At 70.1% G+C, this 24,475-nt stretch carries 26 protein-coding genes; 13 read left to right on the forward strand and 13 right to left on the reverse strand.

Annotated features, from left to right (window positions below; all coding sequences use genetic code 11):
- Positions 1-9: 9 nt before the first annotated feature.
- The 6 genes from AC07OH_RS27980 to AC07OH_RS28005 all read left to right on the forward strand — a co-directional run bounded on the left by AC07OH_RS27980 (position 10) and on the right by AC07OH_RS28005 (position 5,489).
- Complete coding sequence (locus tag AC07OH_RS27980; RefSeq protein WP_495302874.1) at positions 10-1,695, forward strand: ABC transporter permease; 1,686 nt, start codon at positions 10-12, stop codon at positions 1,693-1,695.
- On the forward strand, positions 1,692-2,375 hold the full coding sequence (locus tag AC07OH_RS27985; protein ID WP_495302875.1) for an ABC transporter ATP-binding protein: 684 nt from the start codon (positions 1,692-1,694) through the stop codon (positions 2,373-2,375). Before AC07OH_RS27980 ends, AC07OH_RS27985 begins: the two co-directional genes overlap by 4 nt.
- Before the next feature lie 14 nt (positions 2,376-2,389).
- A complete protein-coding gene (locus AC07OH_RS27990) occupies positions 2,390-3,646 on the forward strand; it encodes a hypothetical protein (RefSeq protein WP_495302876.1) in 1,257 nt (418 codons plus the stop codon).
- A gap of 101 nt (positions 3,647-3,747) precedes the next feature.
- On the forward strand, positions 3,748-4,428 hold the full coding sequence (locus tag AC07OH_RS27995; protein WP_495302877.1) for a glutathione S-transferase family protein: 681 nt from the start codon (positions 3,748-3,750) through the stop codon (positions 4,426-4,428).
- A gap of 58 nt (positions 4,429-4,486) precedes the next feature.
- Positions 4,487-4,900: a lactoylglutathione lyase gene (gene gloA / locus AC07OH_RS28000; protein ID WP_495302878.1), complete on the forward strand. Its 414-nt coding sequence runs from the start codon at positions 4,487-4,489 to the stop codon at positions 4,898-4,900.
- A gap of 25 nt (positions 4,901-4,925) precedes the next feature.
- Positions 4,926-5,489 (forward strand): DUF1697 domain-containing protein, encoded by a 564-nt coding sequence (locus tag AC07OH_RS28005; RefSeq protein ID WP_495302879.1) that lies wholly within the window; start codon positions 4,926-4,928, stop codon positions 5,487-5,489.
- A 4-nt stretch (positions 5,490-5,493) separates the two neighbouring features.
- Here the strand turns inward: AC07OH_RS28005 and AC07OH_RS28010 are convergent, their stop codons facing one another.
- From AC07OH_RS28010 to AC07OH_RS28025, 4 genes are all read right to left on the reverse strand, one after another.
- Complete coding sequence (locus AC07OH_RS28010) at positions 5,494-6,222, reverse strand: haloacid dehalogenase type II (RefSeq protein WP_495302880.1); 729 nt, start codon at positions 6,220-6,222, stop codon at positions 5,494-5,496.
- Positions 6,223-6,224: 2 nt separating this feature from the next.
- A complete protein-coding gene (eda, locus tag AC07OH_RS28015) occupies positions 6,225-6,860 on the reverse strand; it encodes a bifunctional 4-hydroxy-2-oxoglutarate aldolase/2-dehydro-3-deoxy-phosphogluconate aldolase (RefSeq protein ID WP_307696061.1) in 636 nt (211 codons plus the stop codon).
- A gap of 42 nt (positions 6,861-6,902) precedes the next feature.
- The gene (edd, locus tag AC07OH_RS28020; protein WP_495302881.1) at positions 6,903-8,732 is read right to left on the reverse strand and encodes a phosphogluconate dehydratase; all 1,830 of its coding nucleotides are present in this window, start codon (positions 8,730-8,732) and stop codon (positions 6,903-6,905) included.
- Positions 8,733-8,929: 197 nt separating this feature from the next.
- Entirely contained in the window at positions 8,930-9,478 is a 549-nt protein-coding gene (locus AC07OH_RS28025) for an OmpA family protein (protein WP_489058173.1), read from the reverse strand.
- A 135-nt stretch (positions 9,479-9,613) separates the two neighbouring features.
- Between AC07OH_RS28025 and AC07OH_RS28030 the strand changes: the two genes are divergently transcribed.
- Entirely contained in the window at positions 9,614-10,318 is a 705-nt protein-coding gene (locus AC07OH_RS28030) for a gamma-glutamylcyclotransferase (protein ID WP_495302882.1), read from the forward strand.
- Positions 10,315-10,854 (forward strand): superoxide dismutase family protein, encoded by a 540-nt coding sequence (locus tag AC07OH_RS28035; protein WP_495302883.1) that lies wholly within the window; start codon positions 10,315-10,317, stop codon positions 10,852-10,854. The genes AC07OH_RS28030 and AC07OH_RS28035 overlap by 4 nt, the downstream gene beginning before the upstream one ends.
- 8 nt (positions 10,855-10,862) lie before the next feature.
- On the opposite strand, the gene AC07OH_RS28040 is transcribed toward AC07OH_RS28035, so the two are convergent.
- On the reverse strand, positions 10,863-11,432 hold the full coding sequence (locus AC07OH_RS28040; RefSeq protein ID WP_495302884.1) for a nucleotidyltransferase family protein: 570 nt from the start codon (positions 11,430-11,432) through the stop codon (positions 10,863-10,865).
- A 29-nt stretch (positions 11,433-11,461) separates the two neighbouring features.
- Between AC07OH_RS28040 and pdxH the strand changes: the two genes are divergently transcribed.
- Positions 11,462-12,118 carry a pyridoxamine 5'-phosphate oxidase gene (gene pdxH, locus AC07OH_RS28045; RefSeq protein ID WP_354343788.1) on the forward strand — a complete coding sequence of 219 codons (657 nt, stop codon included), beginning with the start codon at positions 11,462-11,464 and terminating at the stop codon, positions 12,116-12,118.
- A 7-nt stretch (positions 12,119-12,125) separates the two neighbouring features.
- Here the strand turns inward: pdxH and AC07OH_RS28050 are convergent, their stop codons facing one another.
- The 6 genes from AC07OH_RS28050 to msrA form a co-directional block, all read right to left on the reverse strand.
- Positions 12,126-13,337: an OmpA family protein gene (locus AC07OH_RS28050; RefSeq protein ID WP_495302885.1), complete on the reverse strand. Its 1,212-nt coding sequence runs from the start codon at positions 13,335-13,337 to the stop codon at positions 12,126-12,128.
- Positions 13,337-13,720: a hypothetical protein gene (locus AC07OH_RS28055; RefSeq protein ID WP_495302886.1), complete on the reverse strand. Its 384-nt coding sequence runs from the start codon at positions 13,718-13,720 to the stop codon at positions 13,337-13,339. Before AC07OH_RS28055 ends, AC07OH_RS28050 begins: the two co-directional genes overlap by 1 nt.
- Before the next feature lie 133 nt (positions 13,721-13,853).
- Positions 13,854-14,804, reverse strand: coding sequence for an AEC family transporter (locus tag AC07OH_RS28060; RefSeq protein ID WP_495302887.1), 951 nt, complete (start codon positions 14,802-14,804; stop codon positions 13,854-13,856).
- Positions 14,805-14,847: 43 nt separating this feature from the next.
- Positions 14,848-16,944, reverse strand: coding sequence for a TonB-dependent receptor (locus tag AC07OH_RS28065; protein ID WP_495302888.1), 2,097 nt, complete (start codon positions 16,942-16,944; stop codon positions 14,848-14,850).
- 83 nt (positions 16,945-17,027) lie between these two features.
- Complete coding sequence (locus tag AC07OH_RS28070) at positions 17,028-17,423, reverse strand: hypothetical protein (protein ID WP_495302889.1); 396 nt, start codon at positions 17,421-17,423, stop codon at positions 17,028-17,030.
- Positions 17,424-17,441: 18 nt separating this feature from the next.
- Complete coding sequence (msrA, locus tag AC07OH_RS28075; RefSeq protein ID WP_495302890.1) at positions 17,442-17,993, reverse strand: peptide-methionine (S)-S-oxide reductase MsrA; 552 nt, start codon at positions 17,991-17,993, stop codon at positions 17,442-17,444.
- A 103-nt stretch (positions 17,994-18,096) separates the two neighbouring features.
- Between msrA and AC07OH_RS28080 the strand changes: the two genes are divergently transcribed.
- From AC07OH_RS28080 to AC07OH_RS28095, 4 genes are all read left to right on the forward strand, one after another.
- Positions 18,097-18,774 (forward strand): TetR/AcrR family transcriptional regulator, encoded by a 678-nt coding sequence (locus tag AC07OH_RS28080; protein ID WP_095950801.1) that lies wholly within the window; start codon positions 18,097-18,099, stop codon positions 18,772-18,774.
- 94 nt (positions 18,775-18,868) lie between these two features.
- Positions 18,869-19,546 (forward strand): protein-L-isoaspartate O-methyltransferase family protein, encoded by a 678-nt coding sequence (locus AC07OH_RS28085; protein WP_495263143.1) that lies wholly within the window; start codon positions 18,869-18,871, stop codon positions 19,544-19,546.
- 16 nt (positions 19,547-19,562) lie between these two features.
- Entirely contained in the window at positions 19,563-19,916 is a 354-nt protein-coding gene (locus AC07OH_RS28090; RefSeq protein WP_495302891.1) for a rhodanese-like domain-containing protein, read from the forward strand.
- A 24-nt stretch (positions 19,917-19,940) separates the two neighbouring features.
- Positions 19,941-21,470 (forward strand): TolC family outer membrane protein, encoded by a 1,530-nt coding sequence (locus AC07OH_RS28095; RefSeq protein WP_495302892.1) that lies wholly within the window; start codon positions 19,941-19,943, stop codon positions 21,468-21,470.
- Positions 21,471-21,602: 132 nt separating this feature from the next.
- Here AC07OH_RS28095 and AC07OH_RS28100 read toward each other — a convergent pair whose 3' ends face one another.
- Both AC07OH_RS28100 and AC07OH_RS28105 read right to left on the reverse strand, forming a co-directional pair.
- Entirely contained in the window at positions 21,603-22,997 is a 1,395-nt protein-coding gene (locus AC07OH_RS28100) for a 3-deoxy-D-manno-octulosonic acid transferase (protein WP_495302893.1), read from the reverse strand.
- Positions 22,998-23,004: 7 nt separating this feature from the next.
- A complete protein-coding gene (locus AC07OH_RS28105; protein WP_495302917.1) occupies positions 23,005-24,387 on the reverse strand; it encodes a phosphomannomutase/phosphoglucomutase in 1,383 nt (460 codons plus the stop codon).
- Positions 24,388-24,475: the final 88 nt, after the last annotated feature.

Here is a 24,475-nt window from a genome sequence, read left to right on the forward strand (position 1 = left end):
GGCGACTGAATGCTGATGGCGCGGCGCCAGCCGCCGGGCCTGCGCGCCGCGGGCCCGGCATGGCGCTGCGCGTCATTCCTGATCGCGCTCGGCGTGCTCGCGCCGGTGCTCACGCTGGCCTGGCTCGCGTTCGGCTCGGGCGTCGGCCACTGGGGGCCGCTGTTCGCGCACGTGCTGCCGCAGGCGGCGCTCAACACGGCGCTGCTGCTCGCGGGCGTCGGCACCCTCGTCCTCGTGATCGGCACCGGCTGCGCCTGGCTGGTCACGGCGCATGACTTTCCCGGCCGCGGCGTGCTCAACTGGGCGCTGCTGCTGCCGCTGGCGATGCCGACCTACATCGTCGCCTTCGCCTACCTCGACCTGCTGCACCCGATCGGCCCCGTGCAGGGCGCGATCCGCTGGATGCTGGGCTTCGACAGCCCGCGCCAGTTCCGCCTGCCCGACCTGCGCTCGATGCCGGGCGCGATCTTCGTGCTGGGCTTCGTGCTCTATCCGTACGTCTACATGACGGCGCGCGCGATGTTCATGACCCAGCCGGCGCACCTGCTGGAAGCGGCGCGCACGCTGGGCGAGAACCGGCGCGGCGCCTTCTTTCGCGTGGCGCTGCCGCTCGCACGGCCGGCACTGGCCGTGGGCCTGAGCCTGGCGCTGCTCGAGACGCTCAACGACATCGGCGCCTCCGAATTCCTCGGCGTGAACACGCTCACGGTGGCGGTCTACACCACCTGGATCACGCGCTCCGACCTGGCCGGCGCCGCGCAGATCGCCTGCGCGATGCTGTTCGTGGTGGTGGCGCTGGTCTGGCTCGAACGCAACGGCCGCCAGCACCAGCGCTTCGGCTCCGCGCAGCGCATGCGCGCGGTGCAGCCCCGGCGCCTGCACGGCGGCGCGGCTTGGGCGGCGACCGCGACGGCGGCGCTGCCGGTGCTGATCGGCTTTGTCGCGCCCGCGCTGTACCTGGTCTGGGAAAGCGGCAAGCGGCTGCACCAGGGCGGCGGCATTTCGCAGGGCCTCGTGGCCAGCCTGGGCAACACGCTGGCGCTGGCGGCCGGCGTGACGGTGGTGGCCGTGGCGGCGGGGCTGGTCGTGGCCTGGGCCTCGCGCAGCCAGGGCACTAGCCCCAACCGCGCACGCTGGCAGGCGCGCGCGGCCACGCTGGGCTACGCGGTGCCGGGCACGGTGCTCGCCATCGGCCTGCTGACGCCGGCCTTGGCCTTCGACGCGGCGCTGGCCGGCGCGATGGGCTGGCAGGGCCTGCCGCTGATGGGCGCAGGCATCGTGCTGGTCATGGCCTGCGCGATCCGTTTCCTTGCGATGCCCGTGGGCGGCATCGAGGCCGGGCTGGCGCGCATTCCGCCAGCCATCGAGCAGGCCTCGCGCCTGCTCGGCGAAACCACCGGCGGCACGCTGCGCCGCGTGCACCTTCCGCTGCTGCAGCCCGCCATCGCGGCGGGTGCGCTGCTGGTCTTCGTCGACGCCATGAAAGAGCTGCCGGCCACGCTGCTGCTGCGCCCGGCCAACTTCGACACCCTCGCCACCTGGCTCTACGCCGAGGCCGCACGCGGCACCTACGAGGAAGGCGCGATCGCCGCGCTGGCCATCGTGGTCGCCGGCCTGCTGCCAGTGGTGCTGCTGGCGCGCAACCAGCTCGGCACGACACCGGCGGTGACGCCACCCGACACGGACCCCGCATGAGTTCCCCGCTTCATCTCGACTCGCTCCAGCTCGCCTACGACACGCCGCGCGGCCCGCACACGGTGGTCGACGGCTTCTCGCTGGACCTGCCCGCGGGCGAGATCGCCTGCCTGTTCGGCCCCTCGGGCTGCGGCAAGACCACGGTGCTGCGCGCCATCGCCGGCTTCGAGCCCGTGCGCGACGGCACCATCCGCCTCGGCGAGACGCTGCTGTCGTCGCCCCAGAAGCACCTGCCGCCCGAGCAGCGGCGCGTGGGCATGATGTTCCAGGAGTACGCGCTGTTCCCGCACCTGTCGGCCGCCAGGAACGTGGCCTTCGGTCTGCGCCGGCTGGGCCGCGCGGCGCAGCAGGCACGCGTGGCCGAGATGCTCGCGCTGGTCGGCCTGGCCGAGGCCGGCGAGCGCTACCCGCACGAACTGTCGGGCGGCCAGCAGCAGCGCATCGCGCTGGCCCGCGCGCTGGCGCCCTCGCCGGCCCTGCTGCTGCTGGACGAACCGTTCTCCAACCTCGACGGCGGCACGCGCGAGCGCCTGACCGCCGAGGTGCGCGGCATCCTCAAGAAGGCCGGCCAGACCGCGATCCTGGTCACACACAACGAGGCCGAGGCGCATGCGATGGCCGACCGCATCGGCGTGATGCACAACGGGCGGATCACGCACTGGCTCGAGACGGCCTCGTAACGGAAGGCCCCACGATGCGCAACGCGACCCGACTCTTCCTCGCGTGGGCGACGTTGCTCGGGTCGGCGATGCCGGCCCTGGCAGAAGTCCGTACGGTCTACCAAGGCACCCTCGGCACCAGCGAGGTCGTGCTCGAAATGAATGCTTCTGGCGTCGGGCGGTATTTCTATCGCCGCCACGGTGTCGACATTCCGCTCTCCGGGCCGGTGACGACGCTCGTGGAAGCCCTCCCGATCCAGGGCGAGGCGATGTACCGGGCGGCACAAGGCGGCAACGCGCCGTTGTTCGAAGACGCGCAGACCCGACAGCCGGGTCCGACGTGGCGCGGCCAGGTGGTCGACGGCACTTTTTCCGGAAGCTGGAGCGATGGCCCTGGCAAGCAGAACGTCGCGTTCGAGCTTCGGCAAGTTCGCCAATACGACCCGGACCAGAATCCCGGCGCAACCGCACCAGTGACGCGCGCCATCCCGCCAGGCAACACCACCGGCGCGGCTTCGGACGCACCGGTTTCCATCGAGACGGCACCCTACGACCACCTGAAGCTGCAGACCCCGCTCAAGCAAGGCGCGGAGCACGTCAGCGGAGCGGTGGCATGGCGCATGGTCATCGATCCGCGCACGCGCTTTTCCTATCCGCGGCTCACGCGACACCCGGATGCGCGCATGGTCGAGAAGGTCAACGCCATCCTCGCGCGCAGGCACGGACAGCTCAGCCTCGCCGCGCTCGAATGCAAGGCCACCCTTTACACCGAGACGCACCCGGCGGCGGGCTCGCTGGGAAACTACGACGCGGAATCGGTGCGCGTCACCTTTCTCAGCCCGACGCTGATGAGCGTCGTCGAATCGGGAAGCACCGACTGCGGCGGCGCCCATCCCCACAACCACTACGCGCCCTACACGCTCGACCTGGTCCGCGGCGAGTACCTCGACTTCGATCGCCTGTTCCGCGCGTTCACCAGGACGCCGGAGGGGTTCGCGCCGAGCAAGACGCTCATGGCGCTGATCGGGAAGAAGCTGAAGGCAGAGGGACGTGGGCCCGAATCCGCAGCCGCCGCAGACCTGCAGCACTACACGGGTTGCGACGAGGTGTGGCCCGAGTACCTGGCATTGCATTTCGAGCGCACCCGCGGGCGCGATGCGCTGACCGTCGCGGTCAGCGGCGTGCCGCATGCGCTCGGCGCCTGCCTCGGCACCACGGTGGCGCTGCCGTTCACCGAACTCAAGCCCCTTCTCAAGCCTGCGGCCGGCGCGTACCTTTTTCCTAAGCCGTAGCACCCGGGCGGCGCCCGAATGGGCTTTTCCAGAAAAGGTTGTTCAGGACCGCAAGAATCGCGGCGATCCGACCACCTATTTCTTCGAAGACGGAACGCCCCATGACCCAGGCCCTCACCCTCGTCAGCCACCTGCTGTGCCCCTACGTGCAACGCGCCGCGATCGCGCTGCACGAGAAGAACGTGCCCTTCGAGCGCGTCGTGATCGATCTCGCGAACAAGCCCCAGTGGTTTCTCGACATCTCGCCGCTGGGCAAGGTGCCGCCGCTGAAGGTGCAGCGCCCCGACGGCACCGAGGCCGTGCTGTTCGAGAGCAACGTGATCTGCGAATACCTCGAGGAGACGCAGCCCGGCGCCCGCCTGCACCCCGAAGACCCACTCGCACGTGCGCAGCATCGCGCATGGATGGAATTCGGCTCGGCCATCCTCGCCGACCTGTGGGGCTACGAGACCACGCAGGACGCCGCCGTGTTCGCGCAGAAGCGCGAGGCACTGGCCGCCAGGTTCGAACGCGTCGAGGCCGCGCTGGGGCAAGGTCCCTACTTCGCGGGCGAAGCCTTCAGCCTCGTCGATGCGGTGTTCGCGCCGGTGTTCCGCTACTTCGAGGTGTTCGACGCGGTCAGCGATTCACACCTGTTCGACGCGCTGCCCAAGGTGAATGCCTGGCGCCATGCGCTGGCGGCGCGCCCCAGCGTGCGCGCGGCGGTGGTGCCCGAGTACCCGCGGCACCTGATGGATTTCCTGAAGAAGCACCAGGCGCACCTGCTGACGCTGGCGGCTTGATCGCCCGGCGCAGAGGGCGACAATAGCCCCCTTCCCCCCATAACGACAGACCCACGAGATGCGACTTCTCCACACCATGCTGCGCGTTGGCAATCTCCAGCGCTCCATCGACTTCTACACGCAGGTGCTCGGCATGACGCTGCTGCGCACGTCGGAAAACCCCGAGTACAAGTACAGCCTCGCCTTCGTCGGCTACGGCAACGGCAACCCCGACCAGGCCGAGATCGAGCTGACCTACAACTGGGGCACCGAGCGCTACGAGCTCGGCACCGCCTATGGCCACATCGCGCTCGGCGTGCCCGACGCCTACGCGGCCTGCGACAAGATCAAGGCCGCCGGCGGCAACGTGACGCGTGAGGCCGGCCCGGTCAAAGGCGGCACGACGGTGATCGCCTTCGTGACGGACCCCGACGGCTACAAGATCGAGCTGATCCAGCGCAACGAGAACGCGTCGGGCGGCGGCCTGCGCTGAGCCTTCCCGGGCGATACGTACCGCCATGACAAGCCCGAAGAAGAAGCAGACGCCGCTGACGCGCTACGTCGCCCTGCTGCGCGGCGTGAACGTCAACGGCATCACGATCAAGAGTGCCGACCTGAAGGCGCTGTTCGTCGACGAACTCGGCTTCGGCGCGGTGCGAACGGTGCTCGCCAGCGGCAACGTGCTGTTCGACACCGACGCGCCCGATGCCGCCGCGCTGCGCACGCGCATCGAGCAGGCGCTGCGCCAGCGCTTCGGTTACGAGGCTTGGATCGTGTTGCTCACGCAGCGGCAGGTGGCCGACATGGCGGCGGGCTATCCCTTTGAGCGCATCGACGACACGCACCATCCCTACCTCGTGTTCGGCTCCGACGCCGCGATGCTCGACGAGATCATGGACAAGGCCGGCACGGTCGATGCCAAGGTCGAGCAACTGGTGCGCGGCGATGGCGTGCTGTACTGGCAGTGCCCGCGCGGCGAAAGCCTGGAGACGCCGGTGGCGAAGGTGCTCGCGAAGGCCCGCTACAAGTCGAGCACCACCACGCGCAACCTGCGCACGGTGGAAAAACTCATCACGGACTGATTGATCAGCAGCCCAGCCGGTCGGCCAACGCGACGATGTTGCGCACATGCAGGCTGTTGTCCGGCTGCGGCGACACGTCCTTCGGCTGGTTGCGGCCGAACTCGTGGGGCCGCTCGATGTACGCCGTCTTCAGGCCGCACACGCGCGCGGCCGCCAGGTCGTCGTGGTGCGCCGCGGCGAGCATGACCTGCCCGGGCGTCGCATCGAACACGCCCGCTACGCCGAGGTAGGTGCGCGGGTCGGGCTTGTAGGCCTTGAACACCTCGGCCGACAGCACGCAGTCCCAGGGCAGGCCGGCGCGCTTGGCCATCTCGGTGAGCAGGCCGATGTTGCCGTTGGAGAGCGTGCAGATGGTGAACTTCTTCTTCAACCGCGTGAGCCCCTCGACCGCATCGGGCCAGGCCGGCAGGCGGTGCCAGGCGCGGCTCAGGTCGCGCTTGGCGGCGCTGTCGAGGTGGTCGGCCAGGCTGAAGTCGTGCAGCACCTGTTCGAGCATGCTCAGGTGCAGCTCGTCGAGCAGCGTGAAGCCGCCCTCGCCGGCCGCGATGCGTTCCATCACGGCCTTCATGGCGGGCTGGTAGCCGGCGCGCCAGGCCAGCGCAAAGGCCGCGCCGTCCACGCCGGGCAGCACGCGCTCGACCTCGGCCGCGATGCCGCTGTGCCAGTCGACCACCGTGCCGAACACGTCGAACGCGATGACCTTGAGGTCGCCCGCGTCGAAATCGGCCGACATGCTCAGCGGGGCAGCTGGCTCGCGGCGCGCGCCAGTTGCTCGATCAATGCCCAGTTGCCTTCGCGGATGGCGTCGGTCGGCACGATCCACGAGCCGCCCACGCAGGCCACGTTCGACAGCGCGAGGAACTCGGCCGCGTTGCCCGCATGGATGCCGCCCGTGGGGCAGAAGGTGACGTCGCCGAACGGGCCCTGCCAGGCCTTGAGCATCGGCAGACCGCCGGCTTGCAGCGCGGGGAAGAACTTGAGCTGGGTGTAGCCGTCTTCCTGCGCCGTCATGATCTCGCTGCCGGTGGCCACGCCGGGCAGCAGCGGCAGGCCGAGATCGTGGCAGGCCTTGCCGACCGCGCGCGTGTAGCCCGGGCTCACGCCGAACTTGGCGCCGGCCAGCGCGGAGGCCTGTGCGTCGGCCGCGCTGCGGATGGTGCCCGCGCCGGCCACGGCCTCGGGCACTTCCTTGGCGATGGCTTCGATGCACTGCAGCGCCTGCGGCGTGCGCAGCGTCACTTCGAGCATACGGATGCCGCCTGCGACCAGCGCGCGCGCCAGGGGCACGGCGTCTTTCACGTCGTTCAGCACGATGACCGGAATGACGGGTGCGTCGCGCATCACGTCGAGGGGGGTGAGTCTGTCTGTCATCTCATGGCTCCAAAAATTTCTTGCGGCCCGCGTGGGGCCCCGTCACATCCAGGTGCAGGCGCCCTCTTCGGCGGTCAGGGCGTTGCGGCGCATGCCGGCGAACAGTTCGCGGCCCAGGCCGTGCCCGTCCGCGATGCGTTGCGCGTCGGACAGCGTCGCGGTCTCGCGCGCGGCCCATTCGTCTTCGGGCAGCAGCACGGCGAGCGTACCCGCTACGGCGTCGAGGCGGATCAGGTCGCCGTCGCGCACCTTGGCCAGCGGGCCGCCGGCAGCGGCTTCGGGCGACACGTGGATGGCGGCCGGGATCTTGCCCGAGGCGCCGCTCATGCGGCCGTCGGTGACCAGTGCCACGCGGAAGCCCTTGCCCTGCAGCACCGACAGCGGTGGCGTGAGCTTGTGCAGCTCGGGCATGCCGTTGGCCTGCGGGCCTTGCCAGCGCACCACGCAGACCACGTCGCGCTCCAGCTCGCCGGCCGTGAACGCCTTCTGCAGCGCGGCCTGCGAGTCGAACACACGGGCTGGCGCTTCGATGACGTGGCGGTCGTCGGGCACCGACGACACCTTGATCACGCTGCGCCCCAGGTTGCCGCTGAGCAGCTTGAGGCCGCCGGTGGCGCTGAAGGGGCTGGCCACCGGGCGCGTGACGGCTTCCTTCTGCAGCGGCGCAGCGGGCGTCCATTGCAGGGTGTTCTCGCCGGCCAGCGACGGGATGTGGGCGAATTCGCGGATGCCGCCGGCGCGCACCGTGAGCACGTCGGCATGCATCAGGCCGGCCTCGACCAGTTCGCCGATCACGAAGCCCGGGCCGCCGCAGGCCTGGAACTCGTTCACGTCGGCGCTGCCGTTGGGGTACACGCGCGTGAGCAGCGGCACCACGTCGGACAGCTGGGAGAAGTCGTCCCAGTCGATGAGGATGCCCGCGGCGCGCGCCACGGCCACCCAGTGGATCAGGTGGTTGGTGGAGCCGCCCGTGGCCAGCAGCGCGACCATGGCGTTGACGATGCAGCGCTCGTCGACCATCTCGCCAATCGGCGGGCAGTTGAAGGCCGTGTCGCTGGCCTTGCCGAGCACCGAGCGCACCGCTTCGCGTGTGAGCGTCTCGCGCATGGCGTCGCCGGGCTGGATGAAGGCCGTGCCGGGCACGTGCAGGCCCATGGCCTCCAGCAGCATCTGGTTGCTGTTGGCCGTGCCGTAGAAGGTGCAGGTGCCGACCGTGTGATAGGCGGCCATCTCGGCCTCGAGCAGGCCCTGGCGGCCCACGAGGCCCTGCGCCGCCTGCTCGCGCACCTTCGACTTGGCGGTGTTCGACAGGCCCGAGGGCATCGGCCCGGCGGGCACGAAGACGGTGGGCAGGTGGCCGAAGTGCAGCGCGCCGATCAAGAGGCCCGGCACGATCTTGTCGCACACGCCGAGCATCAGCGCGCCGTCGAACATGTCGTGCGTGAGCGCGACGGCGGTGCTCATGGCGATCAGGTCACGGCTGAACAGGCTCAGCTCCATGCCGGGCGTGCCCTGCGTGACGCCGTCGCACATGGCGGGCACGCCGCCGGCCACCTGCGCCGTGGCGCCGTGGCGGCGGGCCTCGTGCTTGATGATGTCCGGGTAGCCCTGGTACGGCGCGTGGGCCGAGAGCATGTCGTTGTAGGCGGTGACGATGCCCAGGTTGGGCGCGCGCTCGGCCACCACCTTGAACTTGTCGTTGGCCGGGATGCCGGCCACGGCATGCGCCACGTTGGCGCAGCCCATGCGGTCGGAGCCGCGGTCGCGGGCGCGGATCTCGGCCAGTCGCGTGAGGTAGGTGCTGCGCGTGTCGCGGCTGCGCGCGCGGATGCGATCGGTGACGTCGCGGACGGTGGGGTGTGTGCTGCTCATGGGGAAGTTGGCTCTTGCTGCGTGTCGCCGGCGCGACTGGGGGCCTGGAGGCCCATCGTACCAACTCGAGCGCAAAACCCTGATGAAATCAGGCCGCAGAACGATACGAAATCAGTCGGACATGCCACCGGCTGCGTGCAGGCACAAAAAACCCGGCCATGCCGGGTTGTGCGAACGGGCGTGCGGGGGCCGGGCGTTCAGTCGACCAGCCGGACTTCGACGCGACGCGCCTCGGCGTTGTTGCCCGAGCCGGCAGTAACGGCGGGCTTCTGCAGGTCGATCTTCTCGGCCGGCACGCCCAGGCCCGTCAGCACCTCGCGCACCATCTGGGCGCGGTTCTTGGCGAGTTCCTCGTTGACGGCGGCGTCACCGGTGGTGTCGTGGAAGCCCGAAACCACCGCCTTGCGGCCACCTTCGACGCCCTTGATGACCAGGGCCAGCGCCTCGGCGGCGCCCGGTGCGAGGTCAGCGCTGCCGGTCGCGAAGTAGAAATTCACCACGCCGCCGACCACGCGGATGCTGGCGCCGTCAGGGATCACCACGGTGACGGTCTCGGTGACTTCGGTCACCTGCACCGCGCCACCGGGCGCCGCTGCCGAAGCCGCGACAGCGGGCTTGGCGTGCGCGGCCGTCGCGCCCAGGCCCTTGTGCCAGAAGGCGACGCCGATCACGAACATGATCACGAGCGCGATCAATGCCACCAGGAAACCGAGGGCGAAATTCTGTTGGCTGTCGTCGTTGTTCATGGAAGCGCGAACTCCGTAGGAAAGGGGTCGGTAAATAATGGTGCGGTGAACCATGATCACGAAATTGTAGGCGCCCCCTCCGACACCCCCGTGTCAGCCGTCGCGCCGGACCCCGGTCCGCCGGGGCTGGACCCCATGCCCCGTCCGCTGCGCGACCCGCAGCCGATGCTGGAACGTGCGATCGCCGACTGGGGCGGCCGCGACGATCTCTGGCTGTTCGGCTACGGCTCGCTGATCTGGCGGCCCGAATTCGGCTTTGCGGAACGGCGCGCGGCCACAGTGCAGGGCTGGCACCGCGCGCTCAAGATGTGGAGCCGGGTCAACCGCGGCAGCGTGCAGACGCCGGGCCTGGTCTTCGGCCTGCTCTCGGGCGGCAGCTGCCGGGGCGTGGTGTTCCGCGTGCCGAAGGCCGAGGGCCTGGAGACGCTGAAGCGCCTGTGGCTGCGCGAGATGCCGACCGGCGTGTATGACCCCAAGTGGCTGCAGTGCGGCACGGCCGAAGGGCCGGTGCGCGCGCTGGCCTTCACGCTCTCGCGGCGCAGCCCCAACTTCACGGGCGAGCTCAGCGACGAGCGCTACCGCCACATCTTCGCGAATGCCGTGGGCCGTTACGGCAGCTCGCTCGACTACGCGCGCCAGACCCTGCTCGAGCTGCAGCGCCATGCGATCCACGACGCGGCGCTGGCCCGGCTGGTGGCGCTGGCCACGGCCGATGCGCCGTCCGGAGCCCCTGTCGCGGCACCGGCCGATTGCGGCGCACCGCCGGCTCCGGTATATGTTCCGGGGTCTTCCGACAATTCACCCTCTTCTTCCGCATCGTTCGACAAGGAAAAACCATGAACCATCGCCGCCTCCTCGCCACCGGCACCGCCCTCCTCGCCACCGCCGTGCTCGCCGCCTGCGGCAGCATGGGCGGCAAGCCGAGCACCACGGTCGAGCTGACGCCGACCGCCGCCGTCACGCCCAACCCCGCGCGCGGCTCGGTGACGCTCACCGCCCTCGACCACGGCGTGCGCGTGTCCGGCGAGGTGCGCGGCCTGGCGCCGGGCAGCGAGCATGGGTTCCACATCCACGAAAAGGGCGACTGCGGCGACAACGGCAACGCCTCGGGCGGCCACTTCAACCCGGCCGGCGGCACGCACGGCAAGTTCTCCGCACCCGGCAGCCACGCCGGCGAACTGCCCAGCCTGGTGGCCGACGCCAGCGGCGTGGCGCGCTTCAGCGTCGACAACCACGCGATCTCGCTGACCGACGGCGCCGCCAACAACGTGCGCGGCCGCGCGCTCGTGGTGCACCGCGACCGCGACGACTTCACGACGCAGCCCGCCGGCAACTCGGGCCCGCGCGTGCTCTGCGCGGTCGTGCCCAAGGGCTGAGCTAGACGTCAGGCGCCCGCGCGCGCCTGCCAGAGCGCCTCGGCCCGCGCCAAGGCCTCGGGCGTGTCGATGTCGGTCACCACGCCAGCATCGTCCACCGCCAGGTCGACGACCGCATCGATGGCACGCATCGCCCGCAGCACGGACGATGCGCCCAGGTTCCCCTCCAGCGCCGCCAGCTGCGCCCCGCAGCCCGCCGCAAAGCCCACCGGGTGCCCGCGCTCGCCCCGGTATTGCGGCTGCACGGCATTCACCCGCCCGCCGAGCGCGGCGGCCACCGCCCGCAGCGTGGCGGGCTGCACCAGCGGCAGGTCGCCCGGCAGGATCAGCCAGCCCGCCGCGTCGGGCGTGGCGCGCACGGCGGCGGCGATCGAATCGCCCATGCCGGGGTGACCGGCGTCTTCCAGGTGCCACGGCAGGCCGCTCGCGCGCACCGCGTCGAGCGTGCGCTCGAGCACCGGCCGGCCCGCGAGCAGCGCCTTCAGCTTGGAACCCGTGCCGCCGGCCGCGATGAAACGCTCGCCACGGCCCGAGGCCAGCACGATCACGGTCGGGGAGTTCGTCTCGGTCGTCGTCATGGGCGAAGTATGTGCGCAACAATCCCGGCATGACTTCTTCTCCTCTTTCCAAGGACGCGCTGGCCGCGCTGCGCAAGAGCTACGAGCGCGCCGAGCTCGACGAGACCCGCAGCGCCGCCGACCCGCTGCAGCAGTTCGAGCGCTGGCTCACCGAAGCCGTCGACGCGCACATCCCCGAGCCCAACGCGATGACGCTGTGCACCGTGGGCAGCGACCTGCGCCCGTCCAGCCGCATCGTGCTGATCAAGGGCTACGACGCGCGCGGCATCGTCTGGTACACCAACTACGACAGCCGCAAGGGCCGCGAGCTGTCGGGCAACCCGTATGCGTCGCTGCAGTTCCACTGGGTCGAGCTGGAGCGCGTGGTGCGCATCGAGGGCCGCGTGGAACGCGTCAGCGCCGAGGAAAGCGATGCCTACTACGCCAGCCGACCGCTCGATTCACGCATCGGCGCCTGGGCCAGCCCGCAGAGCGAAGTGATCAGCGGGCGCGACGTGCTGGTGAAGAACGCCGCCGTGTACGCCGCCAGGCACCTGCTCTCGCCGCCGCGTCCGCCGCACTGGGGCGGCTTCCGGCTGGTGCCCGACCGCTGGGAGTTCTGGCAGGGCCGCAAGAGCCGGCTGCACGACCGGCTGCGCTACCGGCTCGAAGGCGCGGACTGGGTGCGCGAACGCCTGGCTCCCTGAGTTCGCGTCAGGCCTCGCACGCAGCGACTTTGAATTCGACGCGCCGGTCCAGCGCGTCGCTCGCATCGTCGGCGCCCGTGCCGACGATGTTCTCGCGAAAGCCCATGCCGGCTTCGCGCAGCTTCTTCGACAGCGGCGGCGCCTCGCCCACCAGCCGCGCCTTGACGCTGGTCGCGCGCTGCAGCGACAGCCGCTCGTTGACCGCCTCCGAGCCCGTGCGGCTCGTGTGGCCCGTGACCACCACACACGCATCGATCTGCGCCGCCTGCCGCGCGATCTGGCGCAGCCACATCGGGTAGGCCGCGCTGATCTTCGGGTCGGCCAGGAAGTCGGTCGAGCCCGGCTTGAACAGGAACTTGACGCTCAGGTTGTTGCTCTCGAGCCCCAGCCGCGCCAGCGTGCCGAAAGTGCGCTCGGCGTCGGCCGTGCGGCCCAGCTGCGACTGCGTGAGGTACAGCCCGCTGTAGATGCGCAGCTGCTGGCCGTCGGCGCGCTTCGACGCGGCCTCGTAGCGACTCAGGGCCTCGCTCATGCGGCCGGCCTCGTAGGCGGCGGTGGCCTCCTGCAGCACCGTGGCGGTCGGCAGGCGCTCCAGGTACAGCGCGTCGGCGGCCTGCCCGGCCGGCGTCTCGGCGGTGCGGATGTAGCCTTCCACGCCGCGGTCCTTGCCGTTCACGGGGCTGTCGCGGAAGAAGGCGGTGGGCCGCGTGTCGAGCGAGGCATCGCTGATGCGCGCCACCGACTGCGCGATCACCATGCCGCTCTTGATCTCGGTCATGGCGAGGTTCAGCCGGTACGGCGCGCCCGAGGCGTCCTTGTCGCGCACCAGCGTGCCGTTGAGCACGTACTGCGCGTTGCCGATCTCGTTGGCGTTGAACGGCGTCACGGTGAACTGCTTGAACTGCGCCTGCATGCGCTGCACGATGCGCTGCTCGGCCACGCGCGTCACCTCGGTCTGCTGGCCGCTGGCGCCTTCGAGCAGCGGGTCGATCACGATGCGCCGCTGCGTCAGCGTCGACTCCACCTTGGCCAGGAAGGCCGGCAGCTTCTGGGTCTGCACCATGAGGTCGTCGACCGCCTGGGTGACGGCCTGGTCGAAGGGCATGGCGCTGCTGGGCGCAGGGCGGTGCGCGCAGGCGGTGGCCAGCAGCGCGGCGGTGCACAGCGCCAGCACGCGCCACAGGGTGCGGGGGACGGTGGTGTTCGTGGTCGTGGTCATCAGCACTGGCTCCTCAAAATGGTCATGTCCTGGTCCGACAGCGGCTCGCCGACGGCGGCGCGCATGTTGATCTCGCTGCAGCGTTTGGAGGGCGCGGGGCGCCGCTCGACGGGTTCGCGATGCGCCTCGGGCGCCGGGGCCGGCGCTGCGGTGGCGGTGATCTGCGGGCGCGGCTTCGGTGCGGGCCGCACGACGGCGGGCTTGGGCTCCGCTTCCTTGGCCGGCGGTGCCTCAACCGGCACGGGAACGGCCAGGCAGGGCGTGCGGCATGGCTTGGCCTCGCCCGCCGCATGCGCGCGTGCGCCGTGCAGCGCGATCACCGTCGCGACCACCGCCGTCACTGCAAGGGCAAGGGGCGAAACACGCGCCGGGTAGATCGTCATCAGCCGGCAAATGTAGGGGCGCGAACGCCGCTCGCCAGCCCACCAAACGGCCACCCCTGCCAAACGGCATAGGGCTAGCGCTGTCGCTCAGTCGGGCAAAAGTTCGCGAAAAGCGCGGGAGAAATGGGGGCCGTCAGGGCAACCACTGCACCCAGACCATCACGAGCGTGAGCGTGCCAAGCGCCAACACAGTCGACACCGCCACGCTGGCCGTGACCAGGTCTTCGGCGCTGCGGTAGCGCTGCGAGAACAGGAACACGTTGGCGCCGATGGGCAGCGCCGCCGCCACCACCATCACGGTGAGCGGGATGCCGCGCACGCCCAGCAGCCAGCCGATGAGCGCCACCAGCAGCGGATGCACCAGGTTCTTCACCAGCGCCTGCACCAGCGCGCCGCGCCAGTGGCGCCCGATGGGCGTGAGCGCGAGCGTGATGCCCACCATCACCAGCGCGACCGGCCCGAAGGCCTGGCCCAGCAGCTGGATCGGCTTGTCGATCACCTCGGGCATCACCAGCCCCGTCTGCGCGAACAGCAGGCCCGCGATGATGGGCAGCGGCACCGGATGGATGATGGCGTTGCGCAGCGCGCGCCCCACGGTGCGCGCCATGGAGCGCCGCTGCGCCCCATCCACCGCTGCATGCTCGCGCGCCACGGCCAGCTCGAGCACCACGGTGGCGCTGGTCATGAGCACGAGCGAATGCAGCGAGATCAGCGTGAGCAGCACCACCATGCCGGGCTCGCCGTAGGCCAGGCCGATCAGCGCGATGCCGATCATCACGGTGTTGCTGTAGGTGTTGGCCAGCGCGAGCACCGCGCCCGTGCGGTTGAAGCCGCGCCACGCGAGCGTGGCCGCGAACAGCAGGCCCGAGGCGATGAAGTACGCCGCCACGGGCTTCAGGCTCAACTCCTGCACGTGCACCGTGCTCATGGCGCGGAACAGCAGCGCGGGCGCGAGCAGCAGGAAGATGAGGTTCGACAGGTCTTTCACCGCATTGCCGCCGATCCACCGGCGCCGTCCGGCGAGGTAGCCGGCGGCAATGAGGAGAACGACGGGCAGCAGGGAAGAAATGACGAACGAATTCACCCGGCGAGGATAGCGCGCGCCCGTCGCGCGCAAGGCCGGCGCGTCAGAACGTGACGCGCAGGCCCACCTTCAGCGAACGCCCCGGCAGCGGCGCCTTCGGGAACACCGTGGTCGTCAGGATCGAGGTCGGCGTGTAGGCCAGCGTGTTCCCGATGTTGTCCATGCGCGCGTACCAGGTGAGGTTGGCGCGCTGCACCTTCATGCGGTAGCTGATGGACGCGTTCCACAGCGTGTACGCGTCCGTCTCGCGCGCGCCCACGCTCGGCACCCGGCGCTGCGCCGCGTTGTAGTCGAAGCCGACGCGCGCGGTCCACGGCCCGTTGCCGTAGGCCAGCGTGGCGCCCAGGCGCAGCGGCGCGATGCGCGGCAGCGGCTCGCCGGTGTCGAGGTTCTTCGCGCGCACGATGTCGCCGCGCCATTCGAGGTCGAGCGTGCCCGCGTCGGCCATGCGCGCAAAACCGTCGGTGCCCAGCAGCCGCAGGTTGCCGTTGGCCTCGATGCCGGTGAAGCGCGCGCGCATGCCGCCGTAGCGGTACTCGGCCAGCGTGTCGGTCGCTTCAGGGTCGGTGACGACCTGCCCTTCCTCGTCGAGCGTGCGGCCCGACGCGGTCAGGCCGATGTAGTTGCGAAAGCGCGTGACGTACGCGTTCACGCGGGCCGTGTTCGGGCCCGACTTCCACTGCGCGCCCAGGTCGAAGCCGGTGGACTTTTCCTTGCCCAGGTTCGGGTCGCCCACCTCCCACGCCGCCGTGGCCACGTGCGGTCCGTTGGCGAGCAGTTCGTAGTCCTTCGGTGCGCGCTCGGTGTAGGCCAGGTTCGAGGTCAGCTGCCACTGGGGCGTGAGGTTGAGCAGCGCGCCGAACGCCGCGCTGTGCGGGTTGAAGGTGCGCTCGCCGATGGCGAAACGCGTCACCGACAGGTCGTCGGGGTAGCCCAGCGAGCGCACCGTGACCTTCTCGGTGCGTGCGCCGAAGCTCAGGCGGCCCCACGAGGTGCCGAGCTCTTCGTGCAGGAACAGCGCGTTGGAGCGCGTGCGGCTGTGCGGCGCGAAGGCCTCCGAGCCGTCGGCGGCGAAACGGTTGGTCTCGCGGCTGAAGCCGACCAGGCCCTCGAGGTTGCCGATCTTCTCGTGCCGCGCCTCGATGCGCAGGTCGTTGCTCAGGTTCGAGAAGGTGGTGCCAGCCTCGCGGCCCTCGAACTCGGTGTGGCGGTAGTCGGTGCGGCTCACCTTGGCGTGGATGCTGCGAATGAAGCCGCCCGGGCGCCACTCGCCTTCCAGCGCGTAGCGGTCGGACTTCATGCCGATAGTCACGTCGTCCTCGGCCACGGTGCCGTAGTTGCTGCGGTAGGTGCTGGCCGAGGCGCCGATCCAGCCCTGGCTGAAGAACAGCGTGCCGCCCACGGCGCCGCCGTGCGCCTCGTTGGCGGAGTTGCAGATGCGGCGCGCGAGCCAGGGGCGACCCGGCTTGCTGCATTCAAGCGCGACCGGCACCGCCACGTCCTTCGAGTCGCGGTTGAAGGCGTCGACGTGCAGGGCGAAGCGGTCGTTGCCGCCTTCGAGCAGCACGCCGCCGCTCTTTTCCTTGTTGCCGCTGGCGTAGCCCAGATCGGCACGGCCGCCGAAGCCGTTGATGGGCTCGGTCGGGATGCGGTTGTCGATCACGTTGACCACGCCGCCCACGGCGCTGCCGCCGTACTGCAGCGCCGAGGGGCCGCGCAGCACCTCGATGCGCTCGGTCACCAGCGCGTCGACGGGCACCGCGTGGTCGTAGCTCAGCGCCGAGGCGTCGGGCGCGCCGCCGCCGTTCTGCAGGATGCGGATGCGGTCGCCGTCCTGCCCGCGGATGCTGGGGCGGCTGGCGTTGGGGCCAAAGTAGCTGCTGCTCACGCCGGGCAGGTTGTTCAGCGTTTCGCCCAGAGTCGATTCGGAGCGCAGCAGCAGCTGGTCGCCCGACAGCGAGGTGGTCGGCGCGATCAGGTCGCTCGCGCCCAGCGGGTTGCCAGTGACGGTGACCTCGCGCAGGCTGGCTGAGTCAGCGGTCGGGGCGGCGGCGGTGTCGGCGGTCTGGGCCAGGCTCGCCACCGAGGCGAGCGAAAGAACGGCAGCGCCGATGGCGTTGCGACGGAATTGGGGGGTCATGAAGAAGGAACACTCGTTGAATCGGGGAACGACCGGCCGCCCTCACCCGCCCGAAGGGGTGCGGCCACCGGAACACGGGGGATTCAGCGAGTGGACGGCGGGCCGCGCGCGTCGAAAAGCGCGACCCAGCGGGCGATGGCTTCGCCCTGCAGATAAGCAAACGTGGCCGCCGGCAACAGCATCGGCAGCACCACCAGCGGCACGCCGGGCACGCCTGTGCCGTGCGCGAGCTGGTCGTACAGGCGGCAGTCGGCGTCGTCGTGCACGCCGAAGAGGCTGGCCAGCGTGTGGCCGGTGTCGTGCCGATGCGCGGCCTGTGCCTGCGCCGCCGCCGCAGCGGCGGGCAGGCCCGGCACGTGCAGCGAACGGTGCATCAGCCCCATCGTGCCCGCGAACCAGAGCGCGAACGCCAGCGCGACGACGAGCGCGCGCGTGGCGCGCGTCATGCGGGTCGGGGTCTGGCGCAGGGTGGCGGACACGGGGCGTAAAAAAGAGACTCAGGCCTTGACGCGCGAGGCGAAGGTCTTCTGGAACTTCTCGACCTTCGGGCCGACCACGAACGCGCAGTAGCCCTGGTTCGGGTGGTTCAGGAAGTAGTCCTGGTGGTAGGCCTCGGCGGTCGAGTAGTTGGTCAGCGGCGCCACTTCGGTCACCACGGGCGAGCTGTAGGTCTTGCTGGCCTCGATCTCGCGGATGACGGCGTCGGCGACCTCTTTCTGGGCGTCGCTCGTGGTGTAGATGCCGCTGCGGTACTGGGTGCCGACGTCGTTGCCCTGGCGGTTGAGCGTGGTGGGGTCGTGCACCACGAAGAAGATCTCGAGCAGCTCGCGCAGGCTGATCTGCGCCGGATCGAATTCGAGCTTCACGACCTCGGCATGGCCGGTGCGGCCGGTGCAGATCTGCTCGTAGCTCGGGTTCACCGTTTGGCCGTTGCTGTAGCCCGATTCGACGTCCAGCACGCCCTGCACCCGGTCGAACACCGCCTCGGTGCACCAGAAGCAGCCTCCGCCGAGCACGATGGTTTCGGTGGGCGACGGTGAGGAAGACATGGCGCGGCTCCGGGTGGGTTGGAAAAAGCGGGGACGGGTATTGTCGCGGCTTGACGGGCCGGATGCCGGTCACTACATTACTAACCCGTCAGTCATTAACATCATGGCCTCCCCCCGTTCCCTCGTCGACAAGTTCTGCCCGCTGCCGTCCAAGCGCGAGCGGCGCAAGGAGGCGCGTCCGGGCGAGCTGCTGGCGGCGGCGCTCGACCTGTTCGTCGAAAAGGGCTTTGCCGCCACCCGCTCGGAAGAAGTGGCGGCCCGCGCCGGCGTGTCCAAGGGCACCCTCTTTCTGTACTTTCCAAGCAAGGAAGAGCTGTTCAAGGCCGTGGTGATCGAAAACCTCGGCGGCCGTTTCACAGAGTGGAACGCCGAATTCGAGGCCTTCGAAGGCACGACGGCCGAGATGCTGCGCTACTGCATGAACGTCTGGTGGGAGCGCGTCGGCCTGACCAAGGCCTCGGGCCTGACCAAGCTGATGATGAGCGAAGGCGGCAATTTTCCCGAGTTGGCGGAGTTCTACCGCCAGCAGGTGGTGCGCCCCGGCCACGACCTGCTGCGCCGCATCCTGCAGCGCGGCATCGACCGCGGCGAGTTCGTGCCCATGGACATCGACCACGCCATCTATTCGGTGGTCGCGCCCATGGTGTTCCTGATGCTCTGGAAGCATTCGGCCATGGTCTGCGTCGACGGCGTGAGCACGCTGGACCCCGAAAAATTCATCGCCACCCAGTGCGAAACCGTGCTCCACGGCCTGTGCGTGCGCCCCGGGAGCCCCGCATGACGGCCATCGGATGGCCGACTGGCGCGGTGGCGTCATCGGCGCGACCTAAAATTGAAGGTTTGTCCCGTCCAGAGCCTTCAAGGAAAGCCACGCCATGAACCCCACGCCCACCCTCGAGCGCTTGCGCTTCAACATGATCGAACAGCAGATCCGTCCCTGGGACGTGCTGGAGTCGGACATCCTCGAGCTGCTGGCCGAGATTCACCGCGAAGACTACGTGCCCGACGCGCACCGCACGCTGTCCTTCTTCGACATGGAACTGCCCCTGCTCGACGGCTCGGTGCCCGGTGAATTCATGCTGTCGCCCAAGGTCGAGGCCCGCACGCTGCAGGACCTGCACATCCAGAAGCACGAATCGGTGCTCGAGATCGGCACCGGTTCCGGCTTCATGGCCGCCCTGCTCGGCGCCCGCGCGGCCCAGGTGCTGTCGCTCGAGATCAACCCCGTGCTGGCCGCCCGTGCCGCCGACACGCTGCGCAGCAACGGCGTGACGAACGTCGAAGTGCGCCACGCCGACGGCGCCGTGCCCCTGGCCAGCGGCCCGAGCTTCGACGTGATCGTGCTCAGCGGCTCGGTCGCGCGCATTCCGCAGAACCTGCTCGGTTCGCTCAAGGTCGGCGGCCGCCTGTCGGCCATCGTCGGCGACGAGCCCATGATGCGCGCCCATTTCGTGACCCGCACCAGCGAAAGCAAGTGGGAAACGATCCAGCCCTGGGACACCGTGGCGCCGCGCCTGCTGAACTTCCCCGAGCCCTCGCGCTTCGCGTTCTGATCGAGCGGGCCACCGAATGATCGATCAAGTCCGCCCCGCCGACCTGGCCGCCTGGTTCGCACAGGACGCCGACGCCGCCCCCGTGCTGCTCGACGTGCGCGAGCCCTGGGAGCTGCAGACGGCGAGCGTCGCGCCGCAGGGCTTCACGCTGGTCGCGATCCCGATGAACGAGATCCCCGGCCGGCTGGCCGAGCTCGCCGGCGGCGACGGACAGCCCGCGCCGCGCATCGCCTGCCTGTGCCACCACGGCGCCCGCAGCCAGCGCGTGGCCGCTTTTCTGCACCAGAACGGCTTTGACTCGCTCGCCAACGTGGCGGGGGGCATCGACGCCTGGTCCGCGCAGCACGACCCGAACGTGCCGCGCTACTGATTCTTTCCCTCCCAAGGACGTTCAATGCCTCCCAGGCCCCGGCTTCTGCCACTTTCCGCAGCCCTCGCAAGCGCCATTGCGAGCCTGCTCGCACTGCCGGCCCAGGGCCAGACACTGAACGAACTCTACGATTCCGCGCGCGGCTTCGATGCCACCTACCAGGGCGCGCGGGCCCAGTACGAGGCCAACCTGGCGCGCGCCGCGCAGGCCAAGGCCGGCATCCTGCCGGCCGTCGGGCTCACCGCGGGCGTGAACCGCAGCGACCTGGACATCGACACCCTGACCGGCACCGGCCGCGGCAGCAGCGCCTCGCGCGACTTCACCACGCAGAACGTCGGCATCAACGCCACGCAGCCGCTGTACCGCCCCGCCAACTGGGCCACCTACGAGCAGGGCAAGCGCCAGGCCGAAGTGGCGCAGGCGGTGCTCACCATCGCCGAGCAGGACCTGATCGTGCGCGTGAGCCAGGCCTACTTCGACGTGCTCGCCAGCCAGGACAGCCTGGCCCTGGTGCGCGCGCAGAAGGTGGCCGTGGCCGAGCAGCTGGCCTCGGCCAAGCGCAATTTCGAGGTCGGCACCTCCACCATCACCGACTCGCGCGAGGCCCAGGCCCGCTACGACCTCGTGATCGCCCAGGAAATCGCCGCCGAGAACGACCTGCAGGTCAAGAAGGTGGTGCTCGACCAGCTGGTCGGCCGCCCGGGCAGCGTGCCCGTGCCGCTGGCCGCGCCGGTCGTGCTGCCGACCGCGCAGCCCGCCGACATCAACGCCTGGGTGGCGCAGGCCGACGAGGTGCATCCGGCGATCCGCCAGGCGCGCCTGGGCCTGGACGTGGCCGGGCTCGAGGTGCAGAAGGCGCAGGCCGGCCACAAGCCCACGCTGGACGCCAACCTGGGCTACAACGTCACGCGCAACCCGACCGGCACGAGCACCAGCACCGTGGGCACGCGCGTCAACGCCGCCACGGTCGGCGTCACCTTCAACCTGCCGCTGTTCGCGGGCTTCGCCACCGAGAACCGCATCAAGGAAACGCTGGCCCTCGAAGACCAGTCGCGCAGCGTGCTCGACGGCACGCGCCGCAGCGTGGCGCAGGCCACGCGCGCGGCCTACCTCGGGCTGGTGTCGGGTGCGGGGCAGGTGAAGGCGCTCGAAGCGGCCGAATCCTCCAGCCAGAGCGCACTCGACGCCAACAAGCTGGGCTACCAGGTGGGCGTGCGCATCAACATCGACGTGCTCAACTCGCAGAGCCAGCTGTTCCAGACCAAGCGCGACCTGGCGCAGGCGCGCTACAACGTGCTGCTGGGCAACCTGAAGCTGCGCCAGGCCAACGGCACGCTGACCACCGACGACATGAACGCGATCAACGCGACGCTGGCACGCAATGGCAGCACGCCTGCAGTGCCTGCCGCGACCACGGGCGCGCCCGCGGTGCCCGTGACGCCGCCGGCCATTCCGGTGGTGCCACCGGTGCCGGTGCAACCGTTCAACCCGCCCGCGCCGACGATGCCGTCGGCACCGCCGCCGCCGGTGATCTTGAATCCGCCGGTGCGCTGATTGGTTTTTCTCCCTCCCCCGCTGGGGGAGGGTCGGGGTGGGGGCACGACGGCCTCGAACCCACAACCACGCTCATTGGGGGCTTGCCCCCATCCCCGCCTTCCCCCGGAAGGGGAAGGAGCAAATGCGGATTCAGTCCAGCGTGGGCTCGGCCCGCGTCGCTTCGGGCGGCGGCGCACTGTCGTCGCCGGCCACCGGGGTCGTCACTGGCTCCGCCGCCTGCGCAATCGCCAGCACCGCCGCCGCCGTACGTTCGGCCGCGCCACGGTTCGACGACGAAAAGGCCAGCGCGGCCTGCGCCATCACGGCGCGACGCTCCGGGTTCTCGACCAGCTTGAGCGCCGCCGTCACGGCCTGCTCCATGCCCTCGACGCGCAGCGACGCGCCCGCCGCGAGCGACAGCTGCGCCGCCTCGGCGAAGTTGAAGGTCGAAGGGCCCATGACCACCGGGCAGCCGCAGGCCGCCGGCTCGATGAGGTTCTGCCCGCCCAGCGGCTCGAAGCTGCCGCCGAGCAAGGCGACGTCGGCCAGGCCGTAGTACAGCGCCATCTCGCCCAGCGAATCGCCGAGCCAGATCTCGGCCTCGGCCGGCTGGCCGGCCGCGCTGCGGCGCGCCACCGCGAAGCCTTCGGCCTCGATGAGCGCCGCCACTTCGTCGAAACGCTGCGGATGGCGCGGCACGATCATCCATTGCACGTCGTGCACGCGCTTGGCGATCGAGCGGATCGCGCCCTGTTCAGGCGGCACCGGCGAGGTGGCGCCGAAGCGCTTGAGCACCTCGAGCAGCAGCCGTTCTTCGCCGTCGCGCGAGCTGGCCAGCACGACCATCGGACGCGGCAGGTGCTCGCGCAGCGACACGGCCGTGGCCAGTTGCCGCGCGTCGGGCGTGGCGTCGAACTTGAGGTTGCCGTAGATCCCGGCCACCTTGGCGCCCAGCGACACCAGCCGGTGCGCGTCGGCTTCGGTCTGCGCCCAGACGGCGGTGAGCGCCGAGTACGCCGGCCGTGCCAGCCCGCTGAGCCGTTCGGCCGCGGCGCGCGATTTCTCGTTGAGCCGCGCGTTGGCCAGCACCAGCGGAATGCGGCGCTCGGCGCAGGCGGCGGCCATCTCGGGCCAGACCTCGGTTTCCATCAGCACGCCGATGCGCGGCTGGAAGCGGTCCAGAAAGCGGGCGACGGCGCCCGGCGTGTCCCACGGCTGCCAGACCTGCGTGTCGCCCGGCTCGAGCAGCTTGGCGCCCTCTTCGCGGCCCGTGGCGGTGCCGTGCGTGAGCAGGATCGGAATGCCCGGGTACTGGCGCCGCAGCTCGGCGATCAGGATGGCGGCGGCGCGCGTCTCGCCCAGCGAGACGGCGTGCACCCAGCACTGGGCAAAGCCGGTGGTGGCGTCGTCGTAGTGGCCGAAGCGCTCCTCGACGGCCACGGCATAGCCGGGCTCGGCGACGGCGCGGCGCCGCAGCTTGCGGCGGACCAGCGGTTGGACGGCGGTGGTGAAGACGCCGTAGAGGCGAAGCAGCAGGGAACGCACAGGTTCTTCAGTGGGCAGCAGCTGCCAGCGTGGCGTCGGGCTTGACCGTTCGCAGCACCGCAAGCATCTCGGTCTCGATGCGTTGGAGCGCCGCCTCGGTCTGGCCTTCGAAGCGCAGCACCAGCACGGGGGTGGTATTGGAAGCGCGGATCAGCCCGAATCCATCGGGCCAGTCCACGCGCAGGCCGTCGATGGTCGAGACCTGGGCGGGCGCGTCGAAGCGCGCGTTCTGCACGAGCTGGGCGACCAGCGCGTGCGGCTCGCCTTCGGCGCAGGCGACGTTCAGTTCGGGGGTCGAGAAGCTGGTGGGCAGCGCATTGAGCACGGCGTTCGCGTCCGGGTGCTGGCTCAGGATCTCGAGCAGGCGGCAGCCGGCGTAGGTGCCGTCGTCGAAACCGTACCAGCGCTCCTTGAAGAAGATGTGGCCGCTCATCTCGCCGCCCAGCGGCGAATCGATTTCCTTCATCTTCGCCTTGATGAGCGAATGGCCGGTCTTGTAGATCATCGGCGTGCCGCCCGCGGCCTCGATGGCCGGCGCCAGGCGCTGCGAACACTTCACGTCGTAGACGATGGTGCCGCCGGGCACGCGCGAGAGCACGTCCTGCGCGAAGAGCTGCATCTGGCGGTCGGGGAAGATGTTCTGGCCGTCCTTCGTGACGATGCCCAGGCGGTCGCCGTCGCCATCGAAGGCCAGGCCCAGCTCGGCCTGGCCCTTGGCCAGTTCGGCCATCAGGTCCCGGAGGTTGTCGGGCTTGCTCGGATCAGGGTGGTGGTTGGGGAAGTTGCCGTCGACCTCGCTGAACAGCTCGACCACGTCGCAGCCGATGGCGCGGAAGATGGCCGGCGCGGTCGCGCCCGCGATGCCATTGCCCGAATCGACCACGATCTTCATGGGGCGTGCGAGCTTGATGTCGCCCACGATGCGCTGCACGTAGGCGTCGGTCACGTCGACCTTGCGTACGCTACCGCCGGGCGCGAGCTTCGCGCTGCCGTCTTCCATGGTCTTGCGCAGGCCCTGGATCTCGTCGCCATAGATCGCGCGGCCGGCCAGCACCATCTTGAAGCCGTTGTAGTCCTTCGGGTTGTGGCTGCCCGTGACCTGGATGCCGCTGGTGCACAGCGTGTGGGCCGCGAAGTACAGCATCGGGGTCGTGACCGCGCCGATGTCGATCACCTCGACGCCGGTGGCGACCAGGCCGTCGATCAGCGCGTCCACCAGCGCCGGACCCGACAGGCGGCCGTCGCGGCCCACGGCCACCGCGGTCTCGCCGGCCGCGCGTGCTGCGCTGCCGAAGGCACGGCCCAGCGCCTCGGCCACTTCGACATCGAGACTGAGGGGCACGACGCCGCGGATGTCATAGGCCTTGAAGATCGATGCGCTGAGCTGCATGAAGGGCGGGGTCACTGTTGGTTCGGAGTCGGGCATTGTAGGCAACGCGTTGTAGACATCGATGTCCGAAAACGGCCAGTTGAAACGA

Source organism: Variovorax sp. GW821-FHT10C12, from assembly GCF_059415405.1.